20 protein-coding genes are annotated in these 23,168 nt (G+C 55.1%); 1 reads left to right on the top strand and 19 read right to left on the bottom strand.

All coding sequences use genetic code 11. From position 1 onward, the window contains the following. Window positions 1-30: 30 nt before the first annotated feature. The 18 genes from RWM61_RS03725 to coxB all read right to left on the bottom strand — a co-directional run bounded on the left by RWM61_RS03725 (window position 31) and on the right by coxB (window position 21,627). Window positions 31-1,059 (bottom strand): SGNH/GDSL hydrolase family protein, encoded by a 1,029-nt coding sequence (locus tag RWM61_RS03725; RefSeq protein WP_313997537.1) that lies wholly within the window; start codon window positions 1,057-1,059, stop codon window positions 31-33. Then, complete coding sequence (locus RWM61_RS03720; RefSeq protein WP_313997534.1) at window positions 1,056-2,069, bottom strand: Gfo/Idh/MocA family oxidoreductase; 1,014 nt, start codon at window positions 2,067-2,069, stop codon at window positions 1,056-1,058. The genes RWM61_RS03725 and RWM61_RS03720 overlap by 4 nt, the downstream gene beginning before the upstream one ends. Beyond that, complete coding sequence (locus RWM61_RS03715) at window positions 2,066-3,061, bottom strand: Gfo/Idh/MocA family oxidoreductase (RefSeq protein WP_313997532.1); 996 nt, start codon at window positions 3,059-3,061, stop codon at window positions 2,066-2,068. The genes RWM61_RS03720 and RWM61_RS03715 overlap by 4 nt, the downstream gene beginning before the upstream one ends. Window positions 3,062-3,087: 26 nt before the next feature. Then, window positions 3,088-4,653 carry an FAD-dependent oxidoreductase gene (locus tag RWM61_RS03710; protein ID WP_313997530.1) on the bottom strand — a complete coding sequence of 522 codons (1,566 nt, stop codon included), beginning with the start codon at window positions 4,651-4,653 and terminating at the stop codon, window positions 3,088-3,090. Between the two features lie 45 nt (window positions 4,654-4,698). Next, entirely contained in the window at window positions 4,699-6,285 is a 1,587-nt protein-coding gene (locus RWM61_RS03705; protein WP_313997663.1) for a response regulator, read from the bottom strand. Further along, window positions 6,260-8,071: a sensor histidine kinase gene (locus RWM61_RS03700; protein WP_313997528.1), complete on the bottom strand. Its 1,812-nt coding sequence runs from the start codon at window positions 8,069-8,071 to the stop codon at window positions 6,260-6,262. The genes RWM61_RS03705 and RWM61_RS03700 overlap by 26 nt, the downstream gene beginning before the upstream one ends. A gap of 22 nt (window positions 8,072-8,093) precedes the next feature. Then, entirely contained in the window at window positions 8,094-9,665 is a 1,572-nt protein-coding gene (locus RWM61_RS03695) for an extracellular solute-binding protein (RefSeq protein ID WP_313997661.1), read from the bottom strand. A gap of 89 nt (window positions 9,666-9,754) precedes the next feature. Further along, complete coding sequence (locus RWM61_RS03690; protein WP_313997526.1) at window positions 9,755-10,621, bottom strand: carbohydrate ABC transporter permease; 867 nt, start codon at window positions 10,619-10,621, stop codon at window positions 9,755-9,757. Further along, a complete protein-coding gene (locus RWM61_RS03685; protein ID WP_313997524.1) occupies window positions 10,621-11,529 on the bottom strand; it encodes an ABC transporter permease subunit in 909 nt (302 codons plus the stop codon). Before RWM61_RS03685 ends, RWM61_RS03690 begins: the two co-directional genes overlap by 1 nt. 102 nt (window positions 11,530-11,631) lie before the next feature. Continuing rightward, the gene (locus RWM61_RS03680; protein WP_313997523.1) at window positions 11,632-13,206 is read right to left on the bottom strand and encodes a glycoside hydrolase family 3 N-terminal domain-containing protein; all 1,575 of its coding nucleotides are present in this window, start codon (window positions 13,204-13,206) and stop codon (window positions 11,632-11,634) included. An 84-nt stretch (window positions 13,207-13,290) separates the two neighbouring features. Beyond that, entirely contained in the window at window positions 13,291-14,607 is a 1,317-nt protein-coding gene (locus RWM61_RS03675; RefSeq protein WP_313997659.1) for an AGE family epimerase/isomerase, read from the bottom strand. 57 nt (window positions 14,608-14,664) lie between these two features. Next, window positions 14,665-15,153, bottom strand: a complete 489-nt coding sequence (locus RWM61_RS03670) for a carbohydrate binding domain-containing protein (protein ID WP_313997521.1) — start codon at window positions 15,151-15,153, stop codon at window positions 14,665-14,667. Then, on the bottom strand, window positions 15,150-16,586 hold the full coding sequence (locus tag RWM61_RS03665; protein WP_313997519.1) for a DUF4855 domain-containing protein: 1,437 nt from the start codon (window positions 16,584-16,586) through the stop codon (window positions 15,150-15,152). The genes RWM61_RS03670 and RWM61_RS03665 overlap by 4 nt, the downstream gene beginning before the upstream one ends. Window positions 16,587-16,809: 223 nt before the next feature. Then, the gene (locus RWM61_RS03660; protein ID WP_313997517.1) at window positions 16,810-17,646 is read right to left on the bottom strand and encodes a cytochrome c oxidase assembly protein; all 837 of its coding nucleotides are present in this window, start codon (window positions 17,644-17,646) and stop codon (window positions 16,810-16,812) included. Between the two features lie 73 nt (window positions 17,647-17,719). Then, window positions 17,720-18,034, bottom strand: a complete 315-nt coding sequence (locus RWM61_RS03655; RefSeq protein WP_313997514.1) for a cytochrome C oxidase subunit IV family protein — start codon at window positions 18,032-18,034, stop codon at window positions 17,720-17,722. A 3-nt stretch (window positions 18,035-18,037) separates the two neighbouring features. Beyond that, window positions 18,038-18,655 carry a cytochrome (ubi)quinol oxidase subunit III gene (locus tag RWM61_RS03650; RefSeq protein WP_313997512.1) on the bottom strand — a complete coding sequence of 206 codons (618 nt, stop codon included), beginning with the start codon at window positions 18,653-18,655 and terminating at the stop codon, window positions 18,038-18,040. Further along, on the bottom strand, window positions 18,652-20,499 hold the full coding sequence (ctaD, locus tag RWM61_RS03645; protein ID WP_313997510.1) for a cytochrome c oxidase subunit I: 1,848 nt from the start codon (window positions 20,497-20,499) through the stop codon (window positions 18,652-18,654). Before ctaD ends, RWM61_RS03650 begins: the two co-directional genes overlap by 4 nt. 24 nt (window positions 20,500-20,523) lie before the next feature. Further along, on the bottom strand, window positions 20,524-21,627 hold the full coding sequence (gene coxB / locus RWM61_RS03640) for a cytochrome c oxidase subunit II (RefSeq protein WP_313997508.1): 1,104 nt from the start codon (window positions 21,625-21,627) through the stop codon (window positions 20,524-20,526). 410 nt (window positions 21,628-22,037) lie between these two features. Between coxB and RWM61_RS03635 the strand changes: the two genes are divergently transcribed. Further along, entirely contained in the window at window positions 22,038-22,778 is a 741-nt protein-coding gene (locus RWM61_RS03635) for a hypothetical protein (RefSeq protein ID WP_313997506.1), read from the top strand. Window positions 22,779-22,850: 72 nt separating this feature from the next. Here the strand turns inward: RWM61_RS03635 and RWM61_RS03630 are convergent, their stop codons facing one another. Further along, window positions 22,851-23,039 (bottom strand): hypothetical protein, encoded by a 189-nt coding sequence (locus RWM61_RS03630; RefSeq protein ID WP_313997504.1) that lies wholly within the window; start codon window positions 23,037-23,039, stop codon window positions 22,851-22,853. Between the last annotated feature and the right edge of the window lie 129 nt (window positions 23,040-23,168).

The raw sequence follows: 23,168 nt of genomic DNA, 5'->3' as shown, positions 1-23,168 counted from the left end.
TCCGGTCCGGCTCATGCACAAGCACCTCAATCATTGAAAATACGGCTTCAGCGCCGGGACAAGCCGTTCGGCCATCCTGCTGAAACCGAGATCGGTCGGATGTACGCCATCTACGGTGCATTCATGGAAATCGTCTCCAAGCAGCTGTTCGCCGTCGTGAAAATAAACCTCCCCGTCCCCTTGCTCCCGGAAAGCGCGCACCGTTTCCATCTGGATGTTTTTCAACGTCAGCCGCAGGTCGAGCAGACCGCGGTCGAACATCTCCCCGGCGAAACGGATTTGTGAAAGAACGACAACCGGCACGCCGGAATGAATGCCGCGAAAAATGCGAATGAATGCCGGCAGCGTGCTTTGCAGCAATTCGGGCCCGCCGCAATTCGCTTCATAGTCCAATACGAGAAGCCCCGGATTCGTAATTTCACTGACCATGCGCGCTACAACCGCTTCTCCTTTCCCGTTTCCGGAGAAGCCCAAATTGATGCACTCGACGTTCAGCTTGCGGCTTAATATATTCGGGTACGCCATGCCCGGTCTGGATGCGCAGGCGCCTTGCGTGATCGAAGTACCGTAGATCACCAGCCGTTTGCCGCTGTCGTATGGCGGTGGAGCGGCAACGACCGCTCCCGATTCAAGGCCGATCAACACCTCCTCAACTCCTATGAAGAGAGGGAAGTACAACGTAATCTGTTTCAGGCCGCCGGCGTAATTTTCGAATAAAACAATTTCGTATTCCGGCTGCCTATGGTCATATTTAGTCGTATTGCAATATATCGAACCGCCGGGCGTTCCGATATAGCAATCAAAGCCGCACTGTCCTGTCGCCGGCATATGGTTCATATCCGCCTTGCCGGTCAAACGCACCTTCACGGCTAACCGGGATGAATTGGTTTGAAACCGGATTTGTCCCCCCGCCGTGCAGCCGGCAAGCGCTTCGACCGCAGGCGGAAGGGAACCGTCCGGGTCGAGCGGCAATCTGCGGTAAACGCCGTCCCGCTCCAGCCAAGGAAATCCCGCGATATGAAACGGCTGCCGCCTCGGGCTATGCCATACGGTCCTCAAAACGATCTCTCCTTCATGGACGCCGGTCCGATCACGACAGGGGCTCCCGTCCGCGCGGATTCATAAGCCGCCAACGCGATTCTCGCAGACCGGTAGCCGTCGGTTCCGGTAATGGGGACTTCACGCCCTTCTTTCAAAGCCGCGATAAAGCCGTCGATCAAGCCGGTGTCCATGTTGTCGCCCCAATAAGCCCACTGCCCTTTGCCGTGCAGATCGCTGTAAATCTCATTCTTCTGAGCAAAAGCATCAATCGTCGCCACGCCCTTGGTGCCGATGATCTCCAACGTCACATCCCCCCAGGTTGGGAACGATTCCGGCCGGGACCAGCTGGGGTCGAGCGTGGCGAAAATGCCGTTCTCAAACCGCACATGGACGATGCCCGCATCGTCGATATCGACCTCGTGAAACAGCGTTTCGGCATGGGCATAAACCTCTGCCGCTTCGCTTCCGGTGAACCACAGCATCAGATCCATCACATGCACGGTGTGATCCAGAACGGCGCCTCCCCCGGAGAAGGACCGGTCAATAAACCACCCGCGCGGCATTGTCCCCCTGTTGGTCCCCTTGATGGCCACGATGTCTCCTATTGCCCCGGCCTCGATCTCCTGTTTGGCTTCAATAACGGCCGGGATGAACCGGCAGGGAAACGCGGTCATCAGTTGAACCCCTTGTTCGCGGCATACCCGAATCATGTCCAGCATTTCCTCTTCCGAGACGCCCAGCGGCTTCTCGCACAGCACATGCTTGCCGGCATTCGCCGCCAAAACCGTCAGTTCCGCGTGGCGGCTGTTCTCCGAGCAAATAACGACGGCGTTGAGCGATTGGCGTAACAGCTCGTTCGCTTCGGCGTAATAAGGGATGCCGTATTGCTCCGTGAGCGGACGTACGCGTTCCCGGTTCTCGTCCGCAATACCAACCACCTCCACATCGCCGCGCTGCAGAAGCGCGCGCAAATAACCGGCGGCGTGCATGTGGGCGAAGCTGATCATGCCTACTTTAACGATCGTCATCGCAGATCCTCCAATCCGACCGGCTGTTTCGTCCGAACCGACTGCTCGGCCGCGAGGGCGATTTTCACCGCTTCATACGCATCCCGCACACCGACCAGCGGTTCTTTCCCGCTTCGGATGCAATCGATGAAATGGAGCAGTTCATCGTGGTAGGGATCGTGCAGCATCGTGCTTCTCGGAACCTGCACCGGCTCGGCGCGCCCCTTCTCACCGCCGTGAACCTTTGTCATCCGGGAATACGCCTGACTGCTGTCGAAGCGGATGACCCCTTGCCTGCCGGCGATTTCGAAAGCGGTCGTAAACGCCCCCGGATACCCCCAAAGCCCTTCCAGTATGGCCATTCTTCCGCCGCTGAAGCGGAGCGTTACCTGGGCGTATTCCATATCCGGATGAGACGTGCGGCTGACATTGGCATAGACGGACTCTGCTTCTCCGAAGACGGTCCTGGCGAAATCGATGTCATGGATCATCAAGTCCATGATGACGCCGCCGCTCTTCGCCCGGTCGCGATACCAGTCTCCTTCGCCTTCGGGGTATGCTCCGAAGCGTTTGAAATGCGCGATGCCCGCACTGCCGATCGCGCCGGCCTTCACTCTCTCTGCGGCATCCCGATAAGCAGGAAAGAACCGCACCACATGACCGATAAACAAACGGACTCCATGTTGGGCGCACACCTCAATCATTTGATCGGCCTCATCGAGGTCGAGCGCAATCGGCTTCTCACAGATGACATGCACGCCCTGCCCGGCCAGCTTTCCCACAAACTCCTTATGGAGAGGCGTCGGCAAACACACACAAACGAGATCAGGCCGCTCGCTGCTCAGCAGCTCATCGGCATCGGTATAAGCGTTCGTTCCGCATACCTGGGCCGCCCGCTCCGCGCGCTCCCGATTGGCATCGCATATTCCCGCTGCCCGGACGTTTTCGATCTTGGCGATGTTGCGGGCATAGGTCATACCCATCGTCCCCCCGCCGATAACGGCTATTTTCATTCCAATTCCTCCCGTTTCCAAAACGTTTACCGCGGCCAGGCCAGCTCAATGCCTTCCTGCAAGAGCAGCCGTTGAAAGCTTTCCAAGATGCCGCCGTCGCTGCGCACCCTTTTTGGGGAACAGCCCCGCTCTAAACTGAATGCGGCCAGCAACCCCGCTGCTTCCCCGATATTCCATTCAACCGGATGCAAACGGTAGCAGCCGTTCGTAATGTGCGTCGTTCCGATATTTTTGCAGGCCGGCAGCACATTGTCCACAGCCGATTCGGGAAGCAGACAACCGAGCGGAATATGAAAGGGAAGGCTGGCGATGTCGATGTAATTCCTTCCCGACGTGCTCGGATGCAGATCGATATGGTAGCATCCGATCCCGATGGAATCCGCATAACGTACCGATCCCAGCTCCCCTCTCGTATCGGGACTCAAATCCTGTTCGACCACCGTATACTCTGCGCGAATACGTCTTGATTCCCTTATATACACCTGTTGGGCCAGCCCGTCGCGGGTGCCGGCCACATCCGGACGCAGCCTGAGCCCGGGATAACCCGCTTTGCCATCGGGACGAGGCGCCTCCGTCTGCATCCAGTAGAGGAGAGACAGGCTCAATTGCTTTGCCCCTTCCAGATGACGCTGCCGCTCTTCCTCAGGCACGTCGATTACCGGTCCGAGCCAGTAATCGTTCTGAGGCCAGTTTACAATGGTTATGTCGCTTTCGAACGCGCCGGGTTCAAACAGTGCTGCGTCAATCACCCTGCGGTAGCGCCACAAAGAGAACATCTCGCCTCTCGGAAATAACGAATATTCTACCGGTGCGAGCGTCCTCGGCTGGGGTGAACACCAGCTGAGCTGCCGGTCCGGCCAGAAATCGGCGCGATATTCCTTCCAGAAATCGTAATCCTTCGGCTTCTCGATCGTATGGTCTTCGCCTTCCATGTAGTCGATCGCAAAGCAGTGTGTTACCGCCTGCATATCCCTGGCATCGGGAGGACCGTCCAACGCGTGCGGCTCCCCTGTTTCCGACTGCGATTCCGCTCCCGTCACATAGGGGATGCGTGCCAGCGGCAGCAGATCTCCGCATTCGGTCGCGTCCAGGAAGAACGGCGCCGTGACCGTTAGTAATTCTCCATCCTTCAGCGACCGAAGCGTCACGCCCGACACCCGGTCGCCATCCCGCTCGCACGCTTCCGTCCGGTATCCCGTAAGGATCGTCAGTCGGCCGCTGTGCTCGTAAGGAGCCATCATCGATCGCAGTGCCGCCAAGGCAGCCCGCGGTTCATGGCTGATCCGGCTGACGATGGCATTGCCGGGATTCAACAGGGGACGAACTACCGCATCCTTCGTCAACGGAAAATAACTTCTATAGTAATGCCTCACGCGCTCCCGAAACTGCCTGTAGCTCCTCGTACATCCGTATTGCTCGATCCACGGATGCTCATCCGGCGGCACCGCCTGGGACGTTAATTGGCCGCCCACCCATTCACATTCTTCAAATAGAATAACTTTTTTTCCCATACGACATGCGGCCATTGCAGCCGCGCTGCCTCCGACGCTGCCGCCGATGACGGCCACATCCGCTTTCATCTCCCGATTCACCGGTGTCGATACCCCTCCCGAAACGACCGTTCCTTATTCCCTTTGCTACTGGAATTCGGAAGGGCTTTTGCCCGTATATTTTTTAAACACCCTGGCGAAATAGCTCGGATCCTTGTAGCCGAGCATCTCCGCCACTTCATACACCATGACGCGGTCTGCCTGGAGCAGATGCATTGCTTTCTCCATCTTCTTGCGCAGCACGGTTTCGGAGAAGACTTCCCCTGTAACCTCCTTGAACAGCCGGCTTAAATAGGACGAATTGATATAGACATGCTTGGCCGCATCCTCCCGGGTAATATTTTCGAAAATATGGTCGTCTATATAGTCCATTACCTGCTGGATCACTTTCGTCCTCCGGTCGGAGCGATAGCCGGCATAGCTTTCACCGAGTCTGACAAACAGAGCGGTCCACCATGTCCTGACTTCTTCCTTCGAACGAAATCGCTCCGGATGCCGCCATTGCTCCAACTGCCCGCGATCCAGAAAGCTGTGGACGCTTCTGCCGAGTCGGTGGGCAAGCTTTGTGAACAAGCCTATGAACTGGTACGAAAGCTCGTCGGGATACGAAAGTTCCCCTTTCCTGGTCCATTCCGCAAACAATCCCTTTACTATGGCCGTAATCTGATCCTCGTCGTTCATTTCCACGGCGTGCACCAGCAGCGCTTCTTCGGCTTCGTGCAGGACGGCCAATTGGTCATGAAGCGGTCGAAGCATCCCTTCATAGAGAACGAGATCCGTGCCGAGCGATAGTCTAAGCCGCATGATCTGTTGCACTTCCTGAAATAATTGGTGCAGCTCCGTCGCGCGCAACGCCCGTGAGCTTGCACCTGCGGTTACCTTCAAACGCAAAGCAGCGCCGATTTTCGCTTTAGCCCGCTCCACCCAGACGATAAGATCCTCAGCCGGGTCCGTCGATACGGACTGATACAGCACAATGGTTTGGCCGTTGCCGCGCTGGTACGCTATGCCGTTATCCCCGATCATCTCTACTATCGCGTTGTGCATCGCGAATTCCAGCAGTCTGCGGTCGGCAAGGGAACGCCAGCCGCTTCCTTCCGCATCCAGTTCAAATATCGCCAGCGCCGCCGGCTGTTCAATATCGAAAGGAATCTGCAGGAAAGCGAAGCTGTCGCGCAGCAAATCCTCGGGCTTCGGGGACAATCCGCCGAGCCATTCCTCCAGAAATGCATTACGCAGCATCGGCAGATTACTGTTCAGCTTTTGCTCGAGCTGCGCAATGTGCTCATGTTTCTCCCTTTCTGCCAGCCAACCGCCGGTCACCTTCTCGAGCTCCGCTTGAAACTGCTTCTTGCCGATCGGCTTCAACAGGTAATTCGTCACGCCAAGCGCAATACATCGCTGCGCGTATTCGAATTCGTCATGGCCGCTGATAATGATGATCCTGGTATCGGGCTGCAGCTCCAATATCGCTTCCGTCATTACAAGCCCATCCATCACCGGCATCCTGATATCCGCAATGACCAGCGCCGGGCCATGCATTTTGAACAGCTCGAGTCCTTCCACGCCATTGGAAGCGCAGCCGACGAGCTCCAATCCGAATCGCTCCCATTCGATCGTTTCGGAAAGCCCTTGACGAACCCTCGGTTCATCCTCCACGATGATGACTTTCATCTTCAAGCCGGCCACCTCCGAGTCTGCTTAGCCGGATCCGGATCGTTACGACCGTTCCTTCCTCCATTTGGCTCCAAATGGAAAACTGCATGTCTTCGCCGTATATAATCTGCAGACGCTGGTACAAATTCCGCATGCCGTACGTCGAACCGGACGGATCCTCATTCTGGATAATTTCCCCGATCAAATGCTTCAGCTTTTCCTCATCCATGCCGATCCCGGTATCTTCTACACTGCACGACAGCCACTCCTCCTCGCGCCGTATCCGAATCGTCAGCCGGCAGGCCTCCACCGTCCGCTCCAGTCCGTGGATAATGGCATTTTCCACGACCGGCTGCAGCATCAGCTTCATGACTTCCACTTCGGCCAACCGTTCGTCCACGTCCCAGACCACCTCGACCTTTCCGGCATGGCGGAATTGCTGGATCCGCAAATAATATTCAAGATGCCGTACCGTTTCCCGAATGGAGATGAAATCCTTGCCTTTGCTCAGGCTGATACGGAAAAACTTCGACAAATCCAGCACGACGTCGCCGATTTCGTCGACGCCGCTTTGCTCCGCCACCCAGTAAATGGAATCGAGTGTGTTATACAGAAAGTGCGGATTTACCTGGGATTGCAGGAACTTAAGCTCGATTTCCTTTTTGTGAAGCTGTTCCTCCAGTAACGTCCGACGCATCTGCTGTTCATTGAGCACCATATCGTTAAACCGCCGCTGCAAAAAGCCGAGCTCATCCATTCGTTTGATTTCCACCGGATGGAACGTGAGCCCTTTTTCGACCATGACCATACCTTTAATCAGCCGTTTGATAGGGTTGAAGATTTGCACATACAGCAGGCCGAACAGCAGCACCATCAGGAGCGCGATGCCGCCGAGAATCAACAGGGAAGCGTTCATCATGCGAGTGACATCCCGCATGATTTCGTCGTACGGAATAAGAAGGCTGACCGTCCAGGCCGTCGTGTCCGAATAATTGCGCACCGCAATATATTTTTCGCCGTCGTATTCGACCGTTGCGAACGGCAGCGCTCCGGCGTCGTCCGCACGCCCGCTGTCCGATACGAAACCGGAGGGCAAACTGCCCCTGCGGTAAAAGACCGTGCCTTCCCCGTTACCAATGACGATGCCGGTTCCGTCGAACAGCTCGATATCGCCGATGAGCAGATCCAGAACCTGTTTATCGGAATTAACGATCAGAATGTTTTTCCGTTCCCTGCCCGGGAGCGGCCGGACAATGCTGATCATGGAACGGCTGCTTCCCTGCGCATACGGCGGCACGACCCCGGCCAGTCCGGCTCCGACGAAGATTGGCTTGCCTTCCTCCAGCATTAACCGTTCCGCCCAATCCATCTGTTCGACTGGCGCGGCATAAATGCCGTCGCTCGTCGACAGCACCTTGCCCGATTCTTCATTGTAGACCGCGATGGAATAGTTGAACGGATTCGTGATCGAGTAGCTTTTCAGCTTCTCCAATATTTGCACAAGCGACCACATCGAGCGCGGATCGGCAAAATCGGGATTATCCCTGATTTGCTTGTTCAGGCCGGCGTCGCTGGCGACCGTGTTGGATAACCGGACGGTATTGTCGATATATACCTCCACGTTGCCGACAACCGTCTCCATCGTCTGCAGGGCCAAAGCGCTGATTTTCTCCTCCAGCACCGATTGAAACCAAAACAACAGTGCATAGACGAGAACGGAAACAAGAAGAAGATGACCCGCGACGAGTACGATTAACTTGTGCTTAATCGTCGGTTTGTTCCGTCCCGGCATCATCTTCTTCATGGCTATCCCCTTACCTCAACCGTCATGATTTGCCGGCATACCATTCCTGCACTTCGGCCGCCATCGCTTCTCCGCCATTTGCGTTGTACTCAGCCACGAAGTCATCGAAAGCATCGACGGGCAGCTCGCCGACGATAATCTTGGTGAATGTTTCTGCCCTCAGCTTCTCCAGACCGCTTAAATTCTCTACCATCGACGGCGTGGGCGCACCGACATAACGGTTCGGGATGCCGTACTTGACGGAATTGTTGATCGTCCCGACGAGATTGAAATCCGCCCCCAGCGCCTCCATCTTCTTCTCGTTCAGCTCTTTCGGCTGCATGAACATGAGCTGCTGGCGGTAACCGTACTTGTTGTGGTTCTCGAAATTGAGCGCGTATTTTCCGTCCACCCTGTCATACATAAATCCTTCACCCAGCTTGTCGAACCCGAAAACAAATTTATCGATATTATCGGAAACCGCCAGCCAGTCCAGCATGCGCAGGATTGCGTCCGGGTTCGCGGCGGTGCTGCTGACTACGGCGAACGATTTGTACTCGGGGCCTCCAAACACGCCCTGCTTGCCGCCGGGGCCGGTCGGCGGAGCGATCGCCGTCCATACCGCACCCGGGTCGTTCTGCTTGCTCGTATTGATTTCATTCCGCGGAGCGGCCCAGCTTCCTTCATACATGCCGACCTGGTTGTTCGCTACTTTCTCGTTATATGCGGCAACATCCGTGATCGGCCATTCGTTGTCGAGCAGCTTCTCTTTGTACAAAGAATTGATGAAAGCCAGCGCTTCTTTCATTTCCGGCTGTACGTCCGACATGACCAGTTTGCCGTCCTTCTCGATCCAGTAGCCGGGAATGACGCCGAATGCGCCGAACAAATGCGACCACCCCAGCATGTTCTCATAGGCGATGATTCCGTACGTATCGTCCTTGCCGTTGCCGTCGGGATCATTTTCGCGGAACGATCTTGCCACCTGGACATACTCTTCGAGCGTCTTCGGCGCTTCGAGGCCAAGCTTGTCAAGCCAATCCTGACGGATGTACAGGTTATCCGTCGCCTTATTGCCGTCGTTCAGTACGGGAACGGCATACGTTTTCCCTTCGTATTTGGCCGCTTCCCACGCATCGGGATAGACGGCGTTCATCAGGTTTCCATACTTCTCCACCTTGCCGTCAAGCTCCATCAGGGCGCCCAATGCGGCGTTCTGCATCAGCCAGTTCTGATTGGCGGAGGCAATGACGAACAAATCGGGGATCTCGTTCGAGGCGAATTTCAGCGTAAGCTTGTTCATATATTCATCGGTTGCCGCGGGACCGTACTCGATGTCGAGATCGACATTGTTCTCCGACTCCAGCAATTGAACCCATGGGTTGTTGTTGATGTCTTCCCCGTCGGGAAAGGTGGCTCCGCCGGGCATGAACACCTTGATGACAGCCGGCGCTTCGCCGGTGCCTTCGGCTGGCGGCGCTTCGGCCGCGCCGTTGTTCGGCTCCTTTGCCGCGGATCCGGACTCCCCGGACGGTTGGCCGTTGTTGGACCCGCAAGCGGCCAGCAGAGTCAACGATAATACGAATACGAGCCAGGCGATTAACGATCTTCTCATCCTTCTCACAGCTACACTCTCCTTCGTCAACTATAACATAGAATTGCCGAGCGTTGAGACCTTGCATCCTATGCCTACCGGCACGCCCCTTATCCTTTCAACGCGCCCAGCATCACTCCTTTCGCGAAGTAGCGCTGGATGAACGGGTAGAGGACGATCATCGGCAGCACGCTTGCGATAATGGTCGCCGCCTTGAGCGATTCCGGTGAAATCAGATACAGTCCGGTATTGTTGGTCACTTCGATATTGGAATCATTCAGTACGATCATATTCCGCAAATATACTTGCAGCGGATTCAACTCGGTGTTGCTGATATACATGACCGCATCGAAATAAGAATTCCAATGCATCACCGCATAGAACAGCGACAGGGTGGCGATCGCCGGCAGGGAAAGCGGCACGAAAATTTTCCACAGAATGGCGCCATGGCCCGCTCCGTCGATCATGGCCGACTCTTCCATGCTGTCGGGAACCGATTGAAAAAAGTTTTTCAGCAGAATCAGATTGAAAGCGCTGATTGCCGACGGAAGGAGCAGTGCCCACAGCGTATCCAGCAATTGCAATTCCTTCAGCAGCAGGAAAGACGGAATCAACCCTCCCTGGAACAGCATGGTGAAAACAACCATGTTCATGATCAGCGCCTTGCCCTTCAACGTACGCTTGGAGAGCGGATACGCCATCAGGCACGTGAGCACCATGTTGATCATGACACCGGCGGCGGTCCGCAGCACCGAAATGCCGAAGGCACGGTAAAAATATTCGTCGTCCAGCAGCATGCGGTAGGACAGCGATTGAAAATCGACAGGGAAAATTGTTACCCGGTTTGAAACGATCGCGTTTTGACTGCTGAACGATTGCGCCAGAACGTGCAGAAACGGAAATAAGGTAATCAATCCGAAAACGGTCAAAACGGCGTATTTTGCCAGGCTTCCGATGCGAAGCTTCCGTATCCGCATTACCATAGCCCTCCTCCGCTGAAACGTTTGGCAAGACCGTTGGCGGCATAGATCAGGATCAATCCGACCGTTGCCTGAAACAGACCGACCGCTGTGGCAAAACTGTATTTCTGCTCCGTAAGGCCCACCCGGTACACATAGGTGTCGATGATGTCGCCCACCTCGTATACGAGCGGATTGTACAGCATGAACACCTGCTGGACACCCAATTCAAGAATATTTCCGAGCTGTAGAATAAACAAAATAACAATCGTCGTTGAAATCGCCGGGATCGTAATGTGCATGATTTCATGCCGTTTTTTCGCGCCGTCCATTCTGGCCGCTTCATAAAGCGAAGGATTCACGCCGGAAATCGCCGCGACATAAATGATGGAAGCCCAACCTGATTCTTTAATGATTTCGGAGACGACAAGGATGGTCCGGAAATACTCCTTTTGGGTCAGGAACAGAATCGGTTCTCCGCCGAACATCGCAATGACCGAATTGATCATTCCCTTGGACGAAAGCGCTTGAATCACAAGTCCGCCGAAAATGACCCAGGAGAAAAAATGCGGGATGTAAAACAGTGTCTGCGCGGTTCGTCTGAACCAGGCCAAACGCACTTCGTTCAACAGGAGCGCCAGCGCGATCGGGACGGGGAAACCGAGGGCCAGCTTATACAAGCTGATCAATAACGTGTTCCGGAACACGGTAACAAACTCGTCATCCTCGAAAAATCGGATGAAATGCTTAAACCCGACAAAATCGCTTCCCAAGATCCCCTTGAACGGGCTGTAATCCTGGAATGCGATCAGGATCCCGTACATCGGCAAATATTTGAAGACGATAAAATAAAGGACGCCCGGCAGAAGGAAAAGGTAGAGGATTCCATTCCTTCTCATCATTCCCGCCGCCGTTTTCCGAGTCATGCGTTTCCCCCCAGCCGAACGGGCATTTTGCCGTTCCCTTTTCTTCCAAGTGTAGTCGGAGCGAGGGATCGTGTGCAGATGAAATCCGTGCCAATTCAAGGACTATTGTGACGGCTTGCCGTCACTCAGAAAGCGCGCCGCGCCGCGCTGCAGGGAAGGCGCCCGGTCATACAGAAGCAGACACGGTACCGCTGCGCCGCGCACATCGTATTCCGACCCGAAGTGAACCCACACCGCGCGATCAAATCCGTTCAACCGACGCTTCAAGCGTTCCAGCCAGGCAGGTTCAAGCGGCTTATTGTGCGAAACCGCAACGATGACTCCGTTCTCCGGGGACACAGTTTCCAGCAGCCCAAGCATCTCGTCCCACCCGCGGGCCGTCCGCTCCTCGATCCCGGGCAATACCGCACGGAGCTCATCGGCAAATGGGCCCGTGTGGGGATCACGAAGCAGCAGCCAGCGCGGGCGTCCGTTTCCATCGGCCTGCGTTTCCAGCAGCAGCCCCTTTCGCAACCCGCCTAAAGGAGTCGCCGCCTTGGAAGCAAGCTCCTCGTTAAGCCGCTCCGCGGCACCCGTCCGGAACGTTTCGGGCCGGTAAGCCGCCGCAGTTGCCTTCCGCTCCAGGCGGTACTTCCTTTTCATCCGTAAAATCCGCTCCAACGACTCTTCGATCCGGCAAGCCGGAATTCTCCCCTCCCGGACGGCATCAACGACCGCCTCCAACATCGAGGCCGCCTGTTCATAATCGGCTGCCGTACCGAGCAGAATGTCGGCTCCGGCTATAATCGCCCGAACGCAGGCTTCCTCCATCGAATATTGGTTCGTAATGCCCTTCATCGACAGGCCGTCGGTCACAATCAGTCCCTCAAAGTTCAGTTGCCTCCGCAGCAACTCCGTAGTCACCCGGTATGAAAGGGAGGCCGGCATAAGAGAAGGATCCAGCAACGGTACCGCAATGTGGCCGACCATTACCGCATCCACGCCGGCGGCAATTGCTTCCCGGAAGGGATAAAGCTCAAACCGTTCCAGCCGCTCGCGGTCGAACGGAAGTACGGGCAAATCCTCGTGCGAGTCCACATGCGTATCCCCATGCCCGGGAAAATGTTTGGCGGTCGCGATCATCCCGTGCTCCTGATACCCTTTGATGACGGCGCAGCCGAGACGGGCAACGCCACCCGGTTCTTCACCGAACGAATGTGTGCCGATGACCGGATTTCGCGGATTGTTGTTGATATCGACGACCGGGCTGTAATTGAAATTGACGCCCATGGCGAGTGATTCGACCGCCGTAACCTTGCCTGCCTCATAGGCAAGCTTCTCGTCCCCAACCGCGCCGAGCGCACGGTTTTTCGGGAAGTGGGTCGCTCCTTCAAGCAGCTTGCAGCCCGCGCCCGCCACGAAATCGGCCGAGATAAACAGCGGAATGCCGCTGCCCTCCCGGAGCGAAGTCCGCTGCATCGCGGATGTCAGCTTATGGACTTGTTCAGGACGCCGCAGACAGTCCGTCCCAAGGAAGATTCCGCCTACTTTAAGTTCGGTTATGAGCCGTCTTGTCGCGTCATCCAGTTCCGCCGCGAATGCCGAGAACGCAAATAATTGAGCTGCCCGTTCCCTCAGGCTCATGGGCGCGATGACGCTTTTCACCTCTTCTCCCGTCGTCCTGTCCGCTTTGGTCATGTCGCTTCCTCCCGTATGTTTCTTCGCCCCATTGTAAAGCTGAAAGCGTGTGAAACCCAGATGGATCTCGTGTCAATTCCGGTATTATTGTGACGGGTCCTGCGGGCATGTGCCTGATATAAGGTCAACGATCAGCAGCATGTTGCGGAGAATATGATAGGGATCCTTGACCGGAAGGGCCACCACCTTCTCGATCGGCTGTCCTTCCCGGTTCCGGACCTGCAACCACTCCTTGCCTTGCGCCGCAGGAAATACATCGAACGTATATCGGTGCAGGCGTCGGTACCATTCCCGGTGAATGCCGTCTCCCGTCAGCTTGTAAGCCAGCAGGCAAGCGTACAAAGCTTCGGAATGAGGCCACCACAGCTTCGTATCCCAAGTTTGGCGAATCAGCCGCTCGAATGGATCATCCCGCGGCATGGATTTGCCCGAAGGCTCTCCCCCATCCATATCGACATAGCGGAACAGCCCTCCATATTCATAGTCCCACCCCGTCGTGAGCGCGCGGATCAGGATTCGCGCCGCCTTGACGATCGTTTCCGCGCTATCGTTCCTGACCGCCTCCTCCATGACGAACCACATGCTTTCCACTGTATGGCCAGGGTTCAAATGGCGCAGCAGCAGTAATTCCTCATCCTCTTCCGCGTTGTGTCCGCGACGGACGATCTCCCGAACCCGATCACGGTCGTCGCAGAATGTATCCAGAATTTGCTTTGTATACCGCCACGCTAGCCGTCGGTATTCATTCGGCGCCGATGAGGTGCCTCCCATGGACTCCAGCGCCCCTGCTATCACCTGGCTCGCATTCAGCATAATCATGGCAAGGCCGTGGGCGTCGCAGCCGTCCGGAACAGGGTAAGGCTCGGTGCGCGCCGTGCCCGCTTCCAGCCTGTGCTCGATATGCGCGAGCATCCGTTCGGCAGTCCGAACCGCTTCCGGATCGCCAGCGACGCGTCCGTATTCGGCGAAGCCCATCGCCACGAAGCAATCCGCATAGATGCTGATATCATGTCCCTGTCCGGACGTCATTTCCTTCTGCCGACCTTCCTCCGTAAGCAGGAACGCGCAGCTTCCATCCTCCAGAAAGGCATGTTCCCGCAGAAAGAGATAAGTGCGGCGGGCTTCGACCAGCTCGGCTGTGCCCGCGTCTTGGCCTTCGGTGTCAAGCGGCAGCAGGCCACTGCGCCTCCTATCCGCCAGCCGCGACCACAACCAGAGAAACCGCCCCTGAGACCAGGTGAATTTATCCCGGTGAAGCAGCGTAACGCCCATCTGATCGTATCCCGTAAACACTCCGCCGCGTTCATAATCGACCGCCTTCTGCCAGAAGGGGAGAATTTGTCCGTTGATTTGACCGACATAGAACGAATGAAGCTCTTCCATCCATGCAATATCCGACATTCTCACACCGACCCTTCATAAAAGAAAGCCCCTGGAGGGGCCTCCTCCTCCATGATTTTACGGTTCCATCACGCCGAGCCGGACGTTATCGAAATACAAATAATTCGGCAAGGCCAGATAATTGCTGTTGTTGCGCTGATAAAAATCAACGCGCTGCATCGAGCCGACCGAAAGCGCTGAAGAGACACCTTCCCCGGCGGTGGCATTCGCGCCGGCAGCCAAATCGGCGACCGGTATTTGCACGGTGTTCCACCGTCCCGGCTGCAAAGCCGCCCGGCGATAGTAGGTTTTCAGATTGGCATCCGTAAATTTCAGTCCCACATTCATGATAGCCCCGTTCGGATTATAAATATCTACCTTAAACGCTTCCTGCCCGCTCCAATCCCGAAGCTTGAAGTGCGCTGGCGCTTCAATCCATGCTTGCGATACGTTGTACAAACCATATTGGACCTGAATGGCCGTATTTTGCTCCCGAATGGTGGTGGCCGTCTTCGACAGCGTGACGGAGGCCCCGCCGCCAAAGGTAAGCCATTCCAGGTCATTCAAGCGAACGCCATCATCCTGAACCAATCGCATGTTGTCAAAATAATAGGTTCGCGGGAGCGATAAATAATTGGCATTATTCCGCTGCACCAATTTGACATAGGCGATATCCGCCACATCAAGCGGGGCGGTACCCGGCTCTTGCGCAGAGCCTCCTGCCCCTTGCAGCTCGTCGCATAATTGCCGAAATCAACCTTCATCGATTTATTCCCCTGCACAGACTGATCGGCAGTAATGGAGGTTGACGCGCTGGCTCCGGTGGCGAACGGCGTGCTTTCAAACGTGTTCAGCATCGTCGTTACCTGCTTATCCGTCACATAGGTTCCTTTCACAAAACGATACAGATCCTCGTAAATCGGATAGCCGGCTTCTGCATTGCGGACCAGGTCGTAAACGCCTCTGGCATCCGCATAATAGCCCAGCACGGAATTATTCATGAAACCGTACTCCACGCCCCCGTTCAAGTAATCATAGAACCGTTCGCGGTATTTATCCGATCGAAGAATTTGTCCGTCAAATTCAATTTCCACTCCCATGCCCGCATTGAATGACTTGGCGGAAGAATTTTTGATGGTTTCCGGCGATGTCGTATCGTTCCTGTTCACAAAATGATTCGGCTGCAATATCGCAAAGTCGAAATTAAACGAGGCCCATTGGGTAGCGGCATAGGCTTGTGACCAAGGGATCCATACGAAGATATAATCTCCTTGGTTATGGATGTAGGTTGCGGTATTTTTAACGAGGTTCACTTCATCCGGTTTCGTGGTGTCCATGTCTTCCTTCAGCCAATAGAAACCCTTCAGCACCAGATTTGAATAGTTTGCCTGCTCGAAGCGGTAAAGCACTTCATCGATATACCACCTCGTGACTTTCTCCCGGCCGGCAAGCGCCGTCAAATTTTCAGATAGGCCGTCTCCGTCCACATCTCCGAAGTTCGTTACGTTCTCATTGGCAAACGGAACCATGATAACGACTCCATTTTTAAGTTCCGTCTGACCCAGTTCAGCCGCAGTTGCTTTTGTTTCTTCATTTAAGGCATTGAGCTGTTCCATATCGGAGGTGAAGATCCGGTCGAGAAACCACATCCAATCCGACTTCAAGCCTGCCTTGGACGCATCGGTTTCACGATGGTAAGAACGTCCGTTCGGCCCCTGCAGACCGAGAAACAGATAATCGCGGAACAATGTGTCCTGACGCCGACCGAACTGGTCGACAAATGCTGCATAGGGCTTGAACTGCTCACGCGGCCACGCCGAAATGTCTTCTCCGCCATAATTGGCAGGATTGTAATAGCCGCTGTAAATCAGTACAAGGTCTTCAATCCCGTTGGCCGAAGCGCTTCCCGGCGGAAAATAAGCGGCGGTCGCCTTCGTCGGCATCAACATTGCCAGCATCAACAACGCCATAGCGGCTGCAATGCCTTTCTTCATCTTCATGAACACGCCTCCTCGTAAATGGTCGTCACCTCCATCTTATTGGTCAAAGTGCAGTCTGCAACAGAAGAAACGTATTGAAAATATCGGATTATTGTGACAACTTCGGCAAGGTTGCCGCCTTCACCTCGTGTTGTTCCGAAAGGCACTACAACTTGCATAACCAAGAGTGCTGCCATAAAAAAACACCGCCCTTCGGTGTGAAGGACGGTGCTTCTTGCTTAAATCAGTTCCCTGCCGGCGATGGGGTCGGCGGAAGCTCATCGTCCGCCTTGTGCTCGCGCCGGTACCATTGTGCAAATACATAGGCCAATATGGCCCCGTACATCACCTCTTGCACCAGCTTCATGATGATGCCGCCCAGCTGCTGATCCTGCAGCGCATCGAAAATCACAAAGGTCCCGTGTCCGTGTTCCGCATAGGCGGCATACATGGGACCGGAGGCAAAAATAATCAAAGCGCACGCCGGCGTCAGCAGCAGGCCGTTCGCGAAAATGTATCCCATTTTACGGACATCCGCCATACGCTTCCAATCCGGCACCGGACTGACGATTTGCCACCACATCATGCACGATGTCACGAGCAGAACCGCATAATAAATCCAATGCGCGACCGGGTTGGCCATAACATAATCAAACACAATCGGCATGTGGTAGATCGAGAACAGCATATTGAACAATACAAGCGTGAGCATCGGATGCATCAGCCAGCCGAGCTTGCGCCAACGCGGCGACCGGAAGGCCAAGCGCCAGACAAAGGCGGGAACGCCAAGCAGCAGAAGCGGCGGAACGATCAGGTAGGACAATGACATATTCACCATATGGACCGTAAAGTTCAAATGCCCCATCAGCTGGAGCGGACCGCCTTGGGTCAGATAGAACATAGCGGCCGCCGATACGACATACGCAGTCTGCAGTATAGTCGGACGCGCTTCGCCGGGCGCATGCTTCTTCCGCCAAGGTCCGATCAGGTAGAAATAGCCGATCATCACCGCGGCCATGCCGAGCGCAAACCACGGACTCCACCATTCGGCAAAACTGAAATCGTTCAATCCACGCATCATGATTAACCTCCTATGCAAAAGAGAGACCGTCCCGAACGCGACCGGCCTCTCTGCCTTTCAAAAAGTTTGCTTCTTACCACCAAACCCAGTAAAGGGCCGTGACGACCAGAGTGAATACGACGAACACACCGGCCAAAATCCCGATAAGCGGGTACAAATGTCCCCGATCCTTCATATGCATCCAGAAGGCCATCTGGATGATGACCTGCCCGATCGCCATCGTGACGAGCAGGATGTAAATAAAGTCTCTGTTCATATCTCCCGATGCGACGAGCGCAAAAGCAATGACCGTCAGCACCAGAGAGAAAATAAAGGAAACGATGTGCTTCTGCGGGCCTTCGTGTCTATGGCGTTTCCGTTCATTGGCGGTCGAATGATGATCGGCCATAACTTAGCCCACCTTTCCCATCAAGTAGACGACCGTGAAGATGAATACCCACACGACGTCGATGAAGTGCCAGTACATGCTCGCTACGTAAACCTTCGGCGCCGTAACGACATTCAAGCCTTTGCGCTTGACCTGAACGATCAGCATCGAAATCCAGATGACGCCGAATGCGACGTGCGCGCCGTGAAAGCCGACAAGCGTGTAGAATGAGGTACTGAAGGCGCTCGTCGTAAACGCGTGTCCTTCGTTCACATATTGAAAAAATTCGTAAATCTCGAGTCCCAGGAAGCTGAGACCGAGGATAACCGTCACGGCCAGCCAGTTGATCATCGATTTGACATCGTTGCGGTGCATCGCCTGAACGGCGAATACGCTGGTCAAGCTCGATGTAAGAAGCAGGAACGTCGCAATTGCGACCATCGAAAGCTTAAACAATTCCTGTGAAGGAGGTCCGCCGAGGACCTGATCCCGCAGCGACAGATAGACCGAGAACAGCGTACCGAAAAGTACCGTTTCACCGCCGAGGAACAGCCAGAAGCCGAGCACTTTATTGCGGCCTTCGAGTGTCGCTCTCTCCGGCTCATGCGGCAGCTCGCCGTCTATGTGCGAATGCGCGCTCATGCTTTTACCCCCTTGTCGTGAAGCTCATCCGGTTCGATATGGAAGCCGTGATCGTCCTTGACGGAACGCAGGAACATGCAGCTTAACGTAATCGCCATGCCTGCAATGGCGGCAATCCAAACAGCATACATGAAGCCGAAGCCTGCAATGAACAAGCCGAGCGCCATTATGAACGGCAAAATCGAAGGCGACGGCATATGGATCGGTCCGAGCGGTTCGGCAGGGGTCATCCCTTTGTTGCCCTCCGTTTTCTCTTTCCACAGTGCATCATAGCCGCGAACGAGCGGCGTCTGCGCGAAATTGTACTCCGGCGCCGGCGACGGAATCGACCACTCCAGCGTGCGGCCGTCTTCCCACGGGTCGCTGCCGGCCGTTTTCGGTTTCGCCAGTGTAACGCAAATATTCACAAGGAAAAACAATGTTCCGATACCCATAAGGAAAGCGCCGATTGTGGAGATCAGATTCATCTCATTGAAGCCCAGACCGTCCAGGTATGTCCACGTTCTACGCGGCATCCCCAACAATCCCAAGAAGTGCTGGAGAAGGAATGTCATATGAAAACCGATGAAAAAGGTCCAGAACGTCCACTTTCCGAGCTTCTCGCTCAGCATGCGGCCGAACATTTTCGGCCACCAATAATGGAGGCCGGCGAACAAGCCCAGTACCAAGCCGCCCACAATAACATAGTGAAAGTGCGCAACTACGAAGTAAGTATCCTGATACTGATAGTCCGCCGGAGCCGACGCCAGCATAACCCCTGTCACACCGCCCATGACGAACGTCGGGATAAAGCCGACGGCGAACAGATTTGCGGTCGTGAACCGGATCGAGCCGCCCCACAGCGTAAACAGCCAGTTGAAAATCTTGATACCGGTAGGCACCGCGATCAGCATGGTGGCAATGGAGAACAGCGCGTTGGCCACCGGTCCCAAACCGGCGGTAAACATGTGATGCGCCCAAACCATAAAGCCGAGGAAGCCGATCAGCACGGTCGCAAACACCATCGAGCTGTAACCGAACAGGCGCTTGCGGGAAAAAGTACTGACGATTTCGGAAATGATTCCGAAAGCCGGAAGAATCAGGATGTAAACTTCCGGGTGCCCGAATATCCAGAAAATATGCTCCCACAGGACGGCATTGCCGCCTGCCGACGGATTAAAGAAATTGCCGCTGAATATCCGGTCGAACATGAGCGCCACCAACCCGACGGTTAGCGCCGGGAAGGCAAACAGAATCAGAGCGGAGGTGATGAATGCCGACCAGGTGAACATCGGCATTCTCATGAAGCTCATGCCGGGCGCACGCATGTTAATGATGGTTACCAGAAAGTTAATGCCGCCGACCAGTGTACCGATACCGGCGATCTGCAGGCCCATTACATAATAATCAACGCCTTGGCCTTCACTGAATGTCGTGCTTGCAAGCGGCACATAAGACGTCCAGCCGGCATCCGGCGCGCCGCCGGCGAACCAGCTGACGTTCAGCAGCACGCCGCCGAAGAAGAACGTCCAGAAGCCGAGCGCGTTGACGAACGGGAACGCGACGTCGCGCGCGCCGATCTGCAGCGGGACGATTGCATTCATCAGAGCGAATATGACCGGCATCGCCGCCAGGAAAATCATGGTCGTGCCGTGCATGGTGAGCAGTTCGTTGTAAGTGTCCGCATTCACGAAATTGTTGAGCGGTTTCCAAAGCTGAATTCGAATCAGTATCGCTTCCAAGCCCCCGATGAGGAAGAAGAAGCCGCCGGCGATCAGGTACAGGATCCCGATTTTTTTATGGTCGACGGTCGTCAGCCAATCCATCAGGCCGCTGTACCGTTTAACCTCGTGCGCGTGAGCCAAGTGAGGTGCCTCCTTCTGTCTTTGTTATTCTTGGGATTCCTGCGAATCGTCGGTAGCATCGTTTTGGGCGAGCGCTTCGGACTCGTAGTTTAATTTGTAGTCGGCCAAGTATCTGGAAATGCCCTCGAGCTCTTGCTCGGTCAGGTCGATCTTCGGCATTTGATTGCCGGGTTTAACCGCTTGCGGATCCTTAATCCAGCGGTACAAGTTATCGTAGGTTGAACCCTCATTGGCGTATTTCGGATCATCGGTGTTCACCAGAATACCTCCGACCGTTTCCCTGTCTCCGATACCCGTCAGGTTAGGGAACGCGGGACCGCCCAGATTGCCGACGGCGTGGCAGGACAAGCATTGGCTCTGAAATTTCGCTGCGAGGGCCGGATCTTCAGGCAGAACGGCCGGCGCCTTCATCGCTCTCACCCAATTGTCAAACGACGCCTGATCAACCACTTTCACTTTAAAATCCATCAAGGCGTGAGACGGACCGCACAGCTCGGCGCATTTGCCGAGGAAGATACCCTCCTTGTCCGGCGTTTCGAAGAACATCCGATTGACGTTGCCGCCCGGGTTCGTATCGATCTTGCCGGCAAGAGCGGGAATCCAGAAGGAGTGGAGCACGTCGGCGGATTGGGCTTCGATTGCAATCTTTGTGCCGACCGGTACGACCAGCTCCTGGGCGGTCGTGACACCCAACTTCGGGTATTCGAATTTCCACCAATATTGTTGAGAAGTGACATTGACGACGACTGCTTCGGGGTCTTTGCTGTAATCCTGGGCAAGACCGAACACGCTTTGGATCGTCGGCACGCCGAGAATAACCAGCAGGATCAGCGGAATAACCGTCCAGATGATTTCAAGCTTGTGGTTGCCTTCCACCTGAACCGGAATACGGTCATCTCCGGGACGGCGGCGAAAACGGACCAGAACATAAATGGCGATCGCAAACACGATGGCCACCACCAGCAGCATGATGATAATCGACAACTTCATCAGATCAAACTGCTCTTGCGCTACCGGTCCCTGCGGATTCAGCGTCGACAGATCCGCGCGCCCGCAAGCCGACAGGAGCAAAACGACCCCCGCCATAAGAGGGAGAAGGCGCTTTAAAAAATGCCACCGTTTCATCATTAATCAACCCCGCTTTTTACGATTTCACAGTCGCCTGAATGTGAAGCGGCAGGCGGCATACTGCGTATTTTCCCTTATTGCGATGTGATAAATCACACGGCTCGATCACTTAATTAAATATAAAGTTGTGACACATATTTGTCAATGTTCCACAGAGAGTTCACAAATTGTTCTCAAAACCGTCAAATTCGGCTCTGCATAAGGCTTCGTCGGCTTTGGGCAGGCCGTTTTCCAAACCGTTTTCATGTCGCTTTCTTCCTATTAATATGGCAATGCAAAGCCGCTTTAAACCATCCTTGCGCGAAAGATACGAAAGCTGGATTTTTTAGGCTCGAAGCATGCGCGCATATTTCCTTTTCCCCGACGGAACCTAAGACTAAACGCGCCTTATACGAATGGAGGTTTCGCCCTTGAATCCGTTTCTTCGATCAACCTTATTGATCGTTTGCGCCGTGACCCTGCTGTCGGGCTGCAACTATAAGCGCCATCTCCAGGACAGCCAGTACGATTACGGCTCGAGGCAGCGCAACGATCCGAAGATGCTCGGCCCGAAACTGTACGGCTCCGTGACCGGAAATCCTCGGCAGCACGACAACCGGTACGTGGAATACAGCAGCACGCTGACAAACGAGGTGTCGAACCTCAAGGGGGTGGCATCCGGGATTGTCATGCTGACCGATAAAAATGCATACGTGGCGCTCATGCTCAACCGGACCGCGGTGGGCACGCAAAGCCGGGGCCCCGGGGATCGCGGCGACCGCGGCGACCGTGACGATCAGAACAACGGCGGTATGAACGAGGGCGTCTACAACGTCGACAACGGGAGCCCTTTCGGCGACGGGCGCAAACTCGCCTCTCCCTACAACGGCTATTTTACGTATAACGACCATACCGAACTGTCGGAAGAACTGAAGCAGACCGTCGCGGCCAAGGTTCGCTATCTGGCCCCCCGCGTGCAGGAGGTTCACATTTCGGCGAACATGGATTTCGTGAACGAGATCAATGAATATGCCAAGGAAGCCTGGGCGGGACGATCGCTCTCGGCCTGGCTTGAGCCGTTTAACATTTTGGTGCGGCACCAGTTCGCCGGAGGCAAGATGATGCCGATCCCGCTCGAAGTAATCAAGGCGGGGGCGCATCGGCCGCGATAGCCCGACTGTGGAAGAACAAAAAAGAGACGCGGTCCGCGTCTCTTATACGTCGTTATGGTAAGGTTGATCCGGTCAGCCGACCGAGGAATTCATCTTGCCCAGCTCATGTTCGACCAATACCGTCAGCTCGTCTTCGTAACCGCCGGTAATCCGGTATTTGCGGATGTAATCGCGAACGAATTTTCTCGGATCCTTAGGCTGAAAAATTCTCGTTAATTCCTTCAGGCTCTCCTTGACTTCATTATGGCCTCTTTTCGCCATGAAATCCCCTCCCAAGCATTGAGTGGTCGTCCTTGACAATGTACGAGAACGCACCCGGCGCATATGCCGGATACCTGTGATACCTAGGTACATCCCTGCGGCGGCATCGAATCCGTCCGGCAAATGTTC

It is taken from the genome of uncultured Paenibacillus sp., from assembly GCF_963515335.1.
Lineage (GTDB): Bacteria > Bacillota > Bacilli > Paenibacillales > Paenibacillaceae > Paenibacillus_I.
The sequence above is the reverse complement of the archived record's forward strand: the minus strand, read 5'-3'. Positions and strand labels throughout refer to the sequence as shown.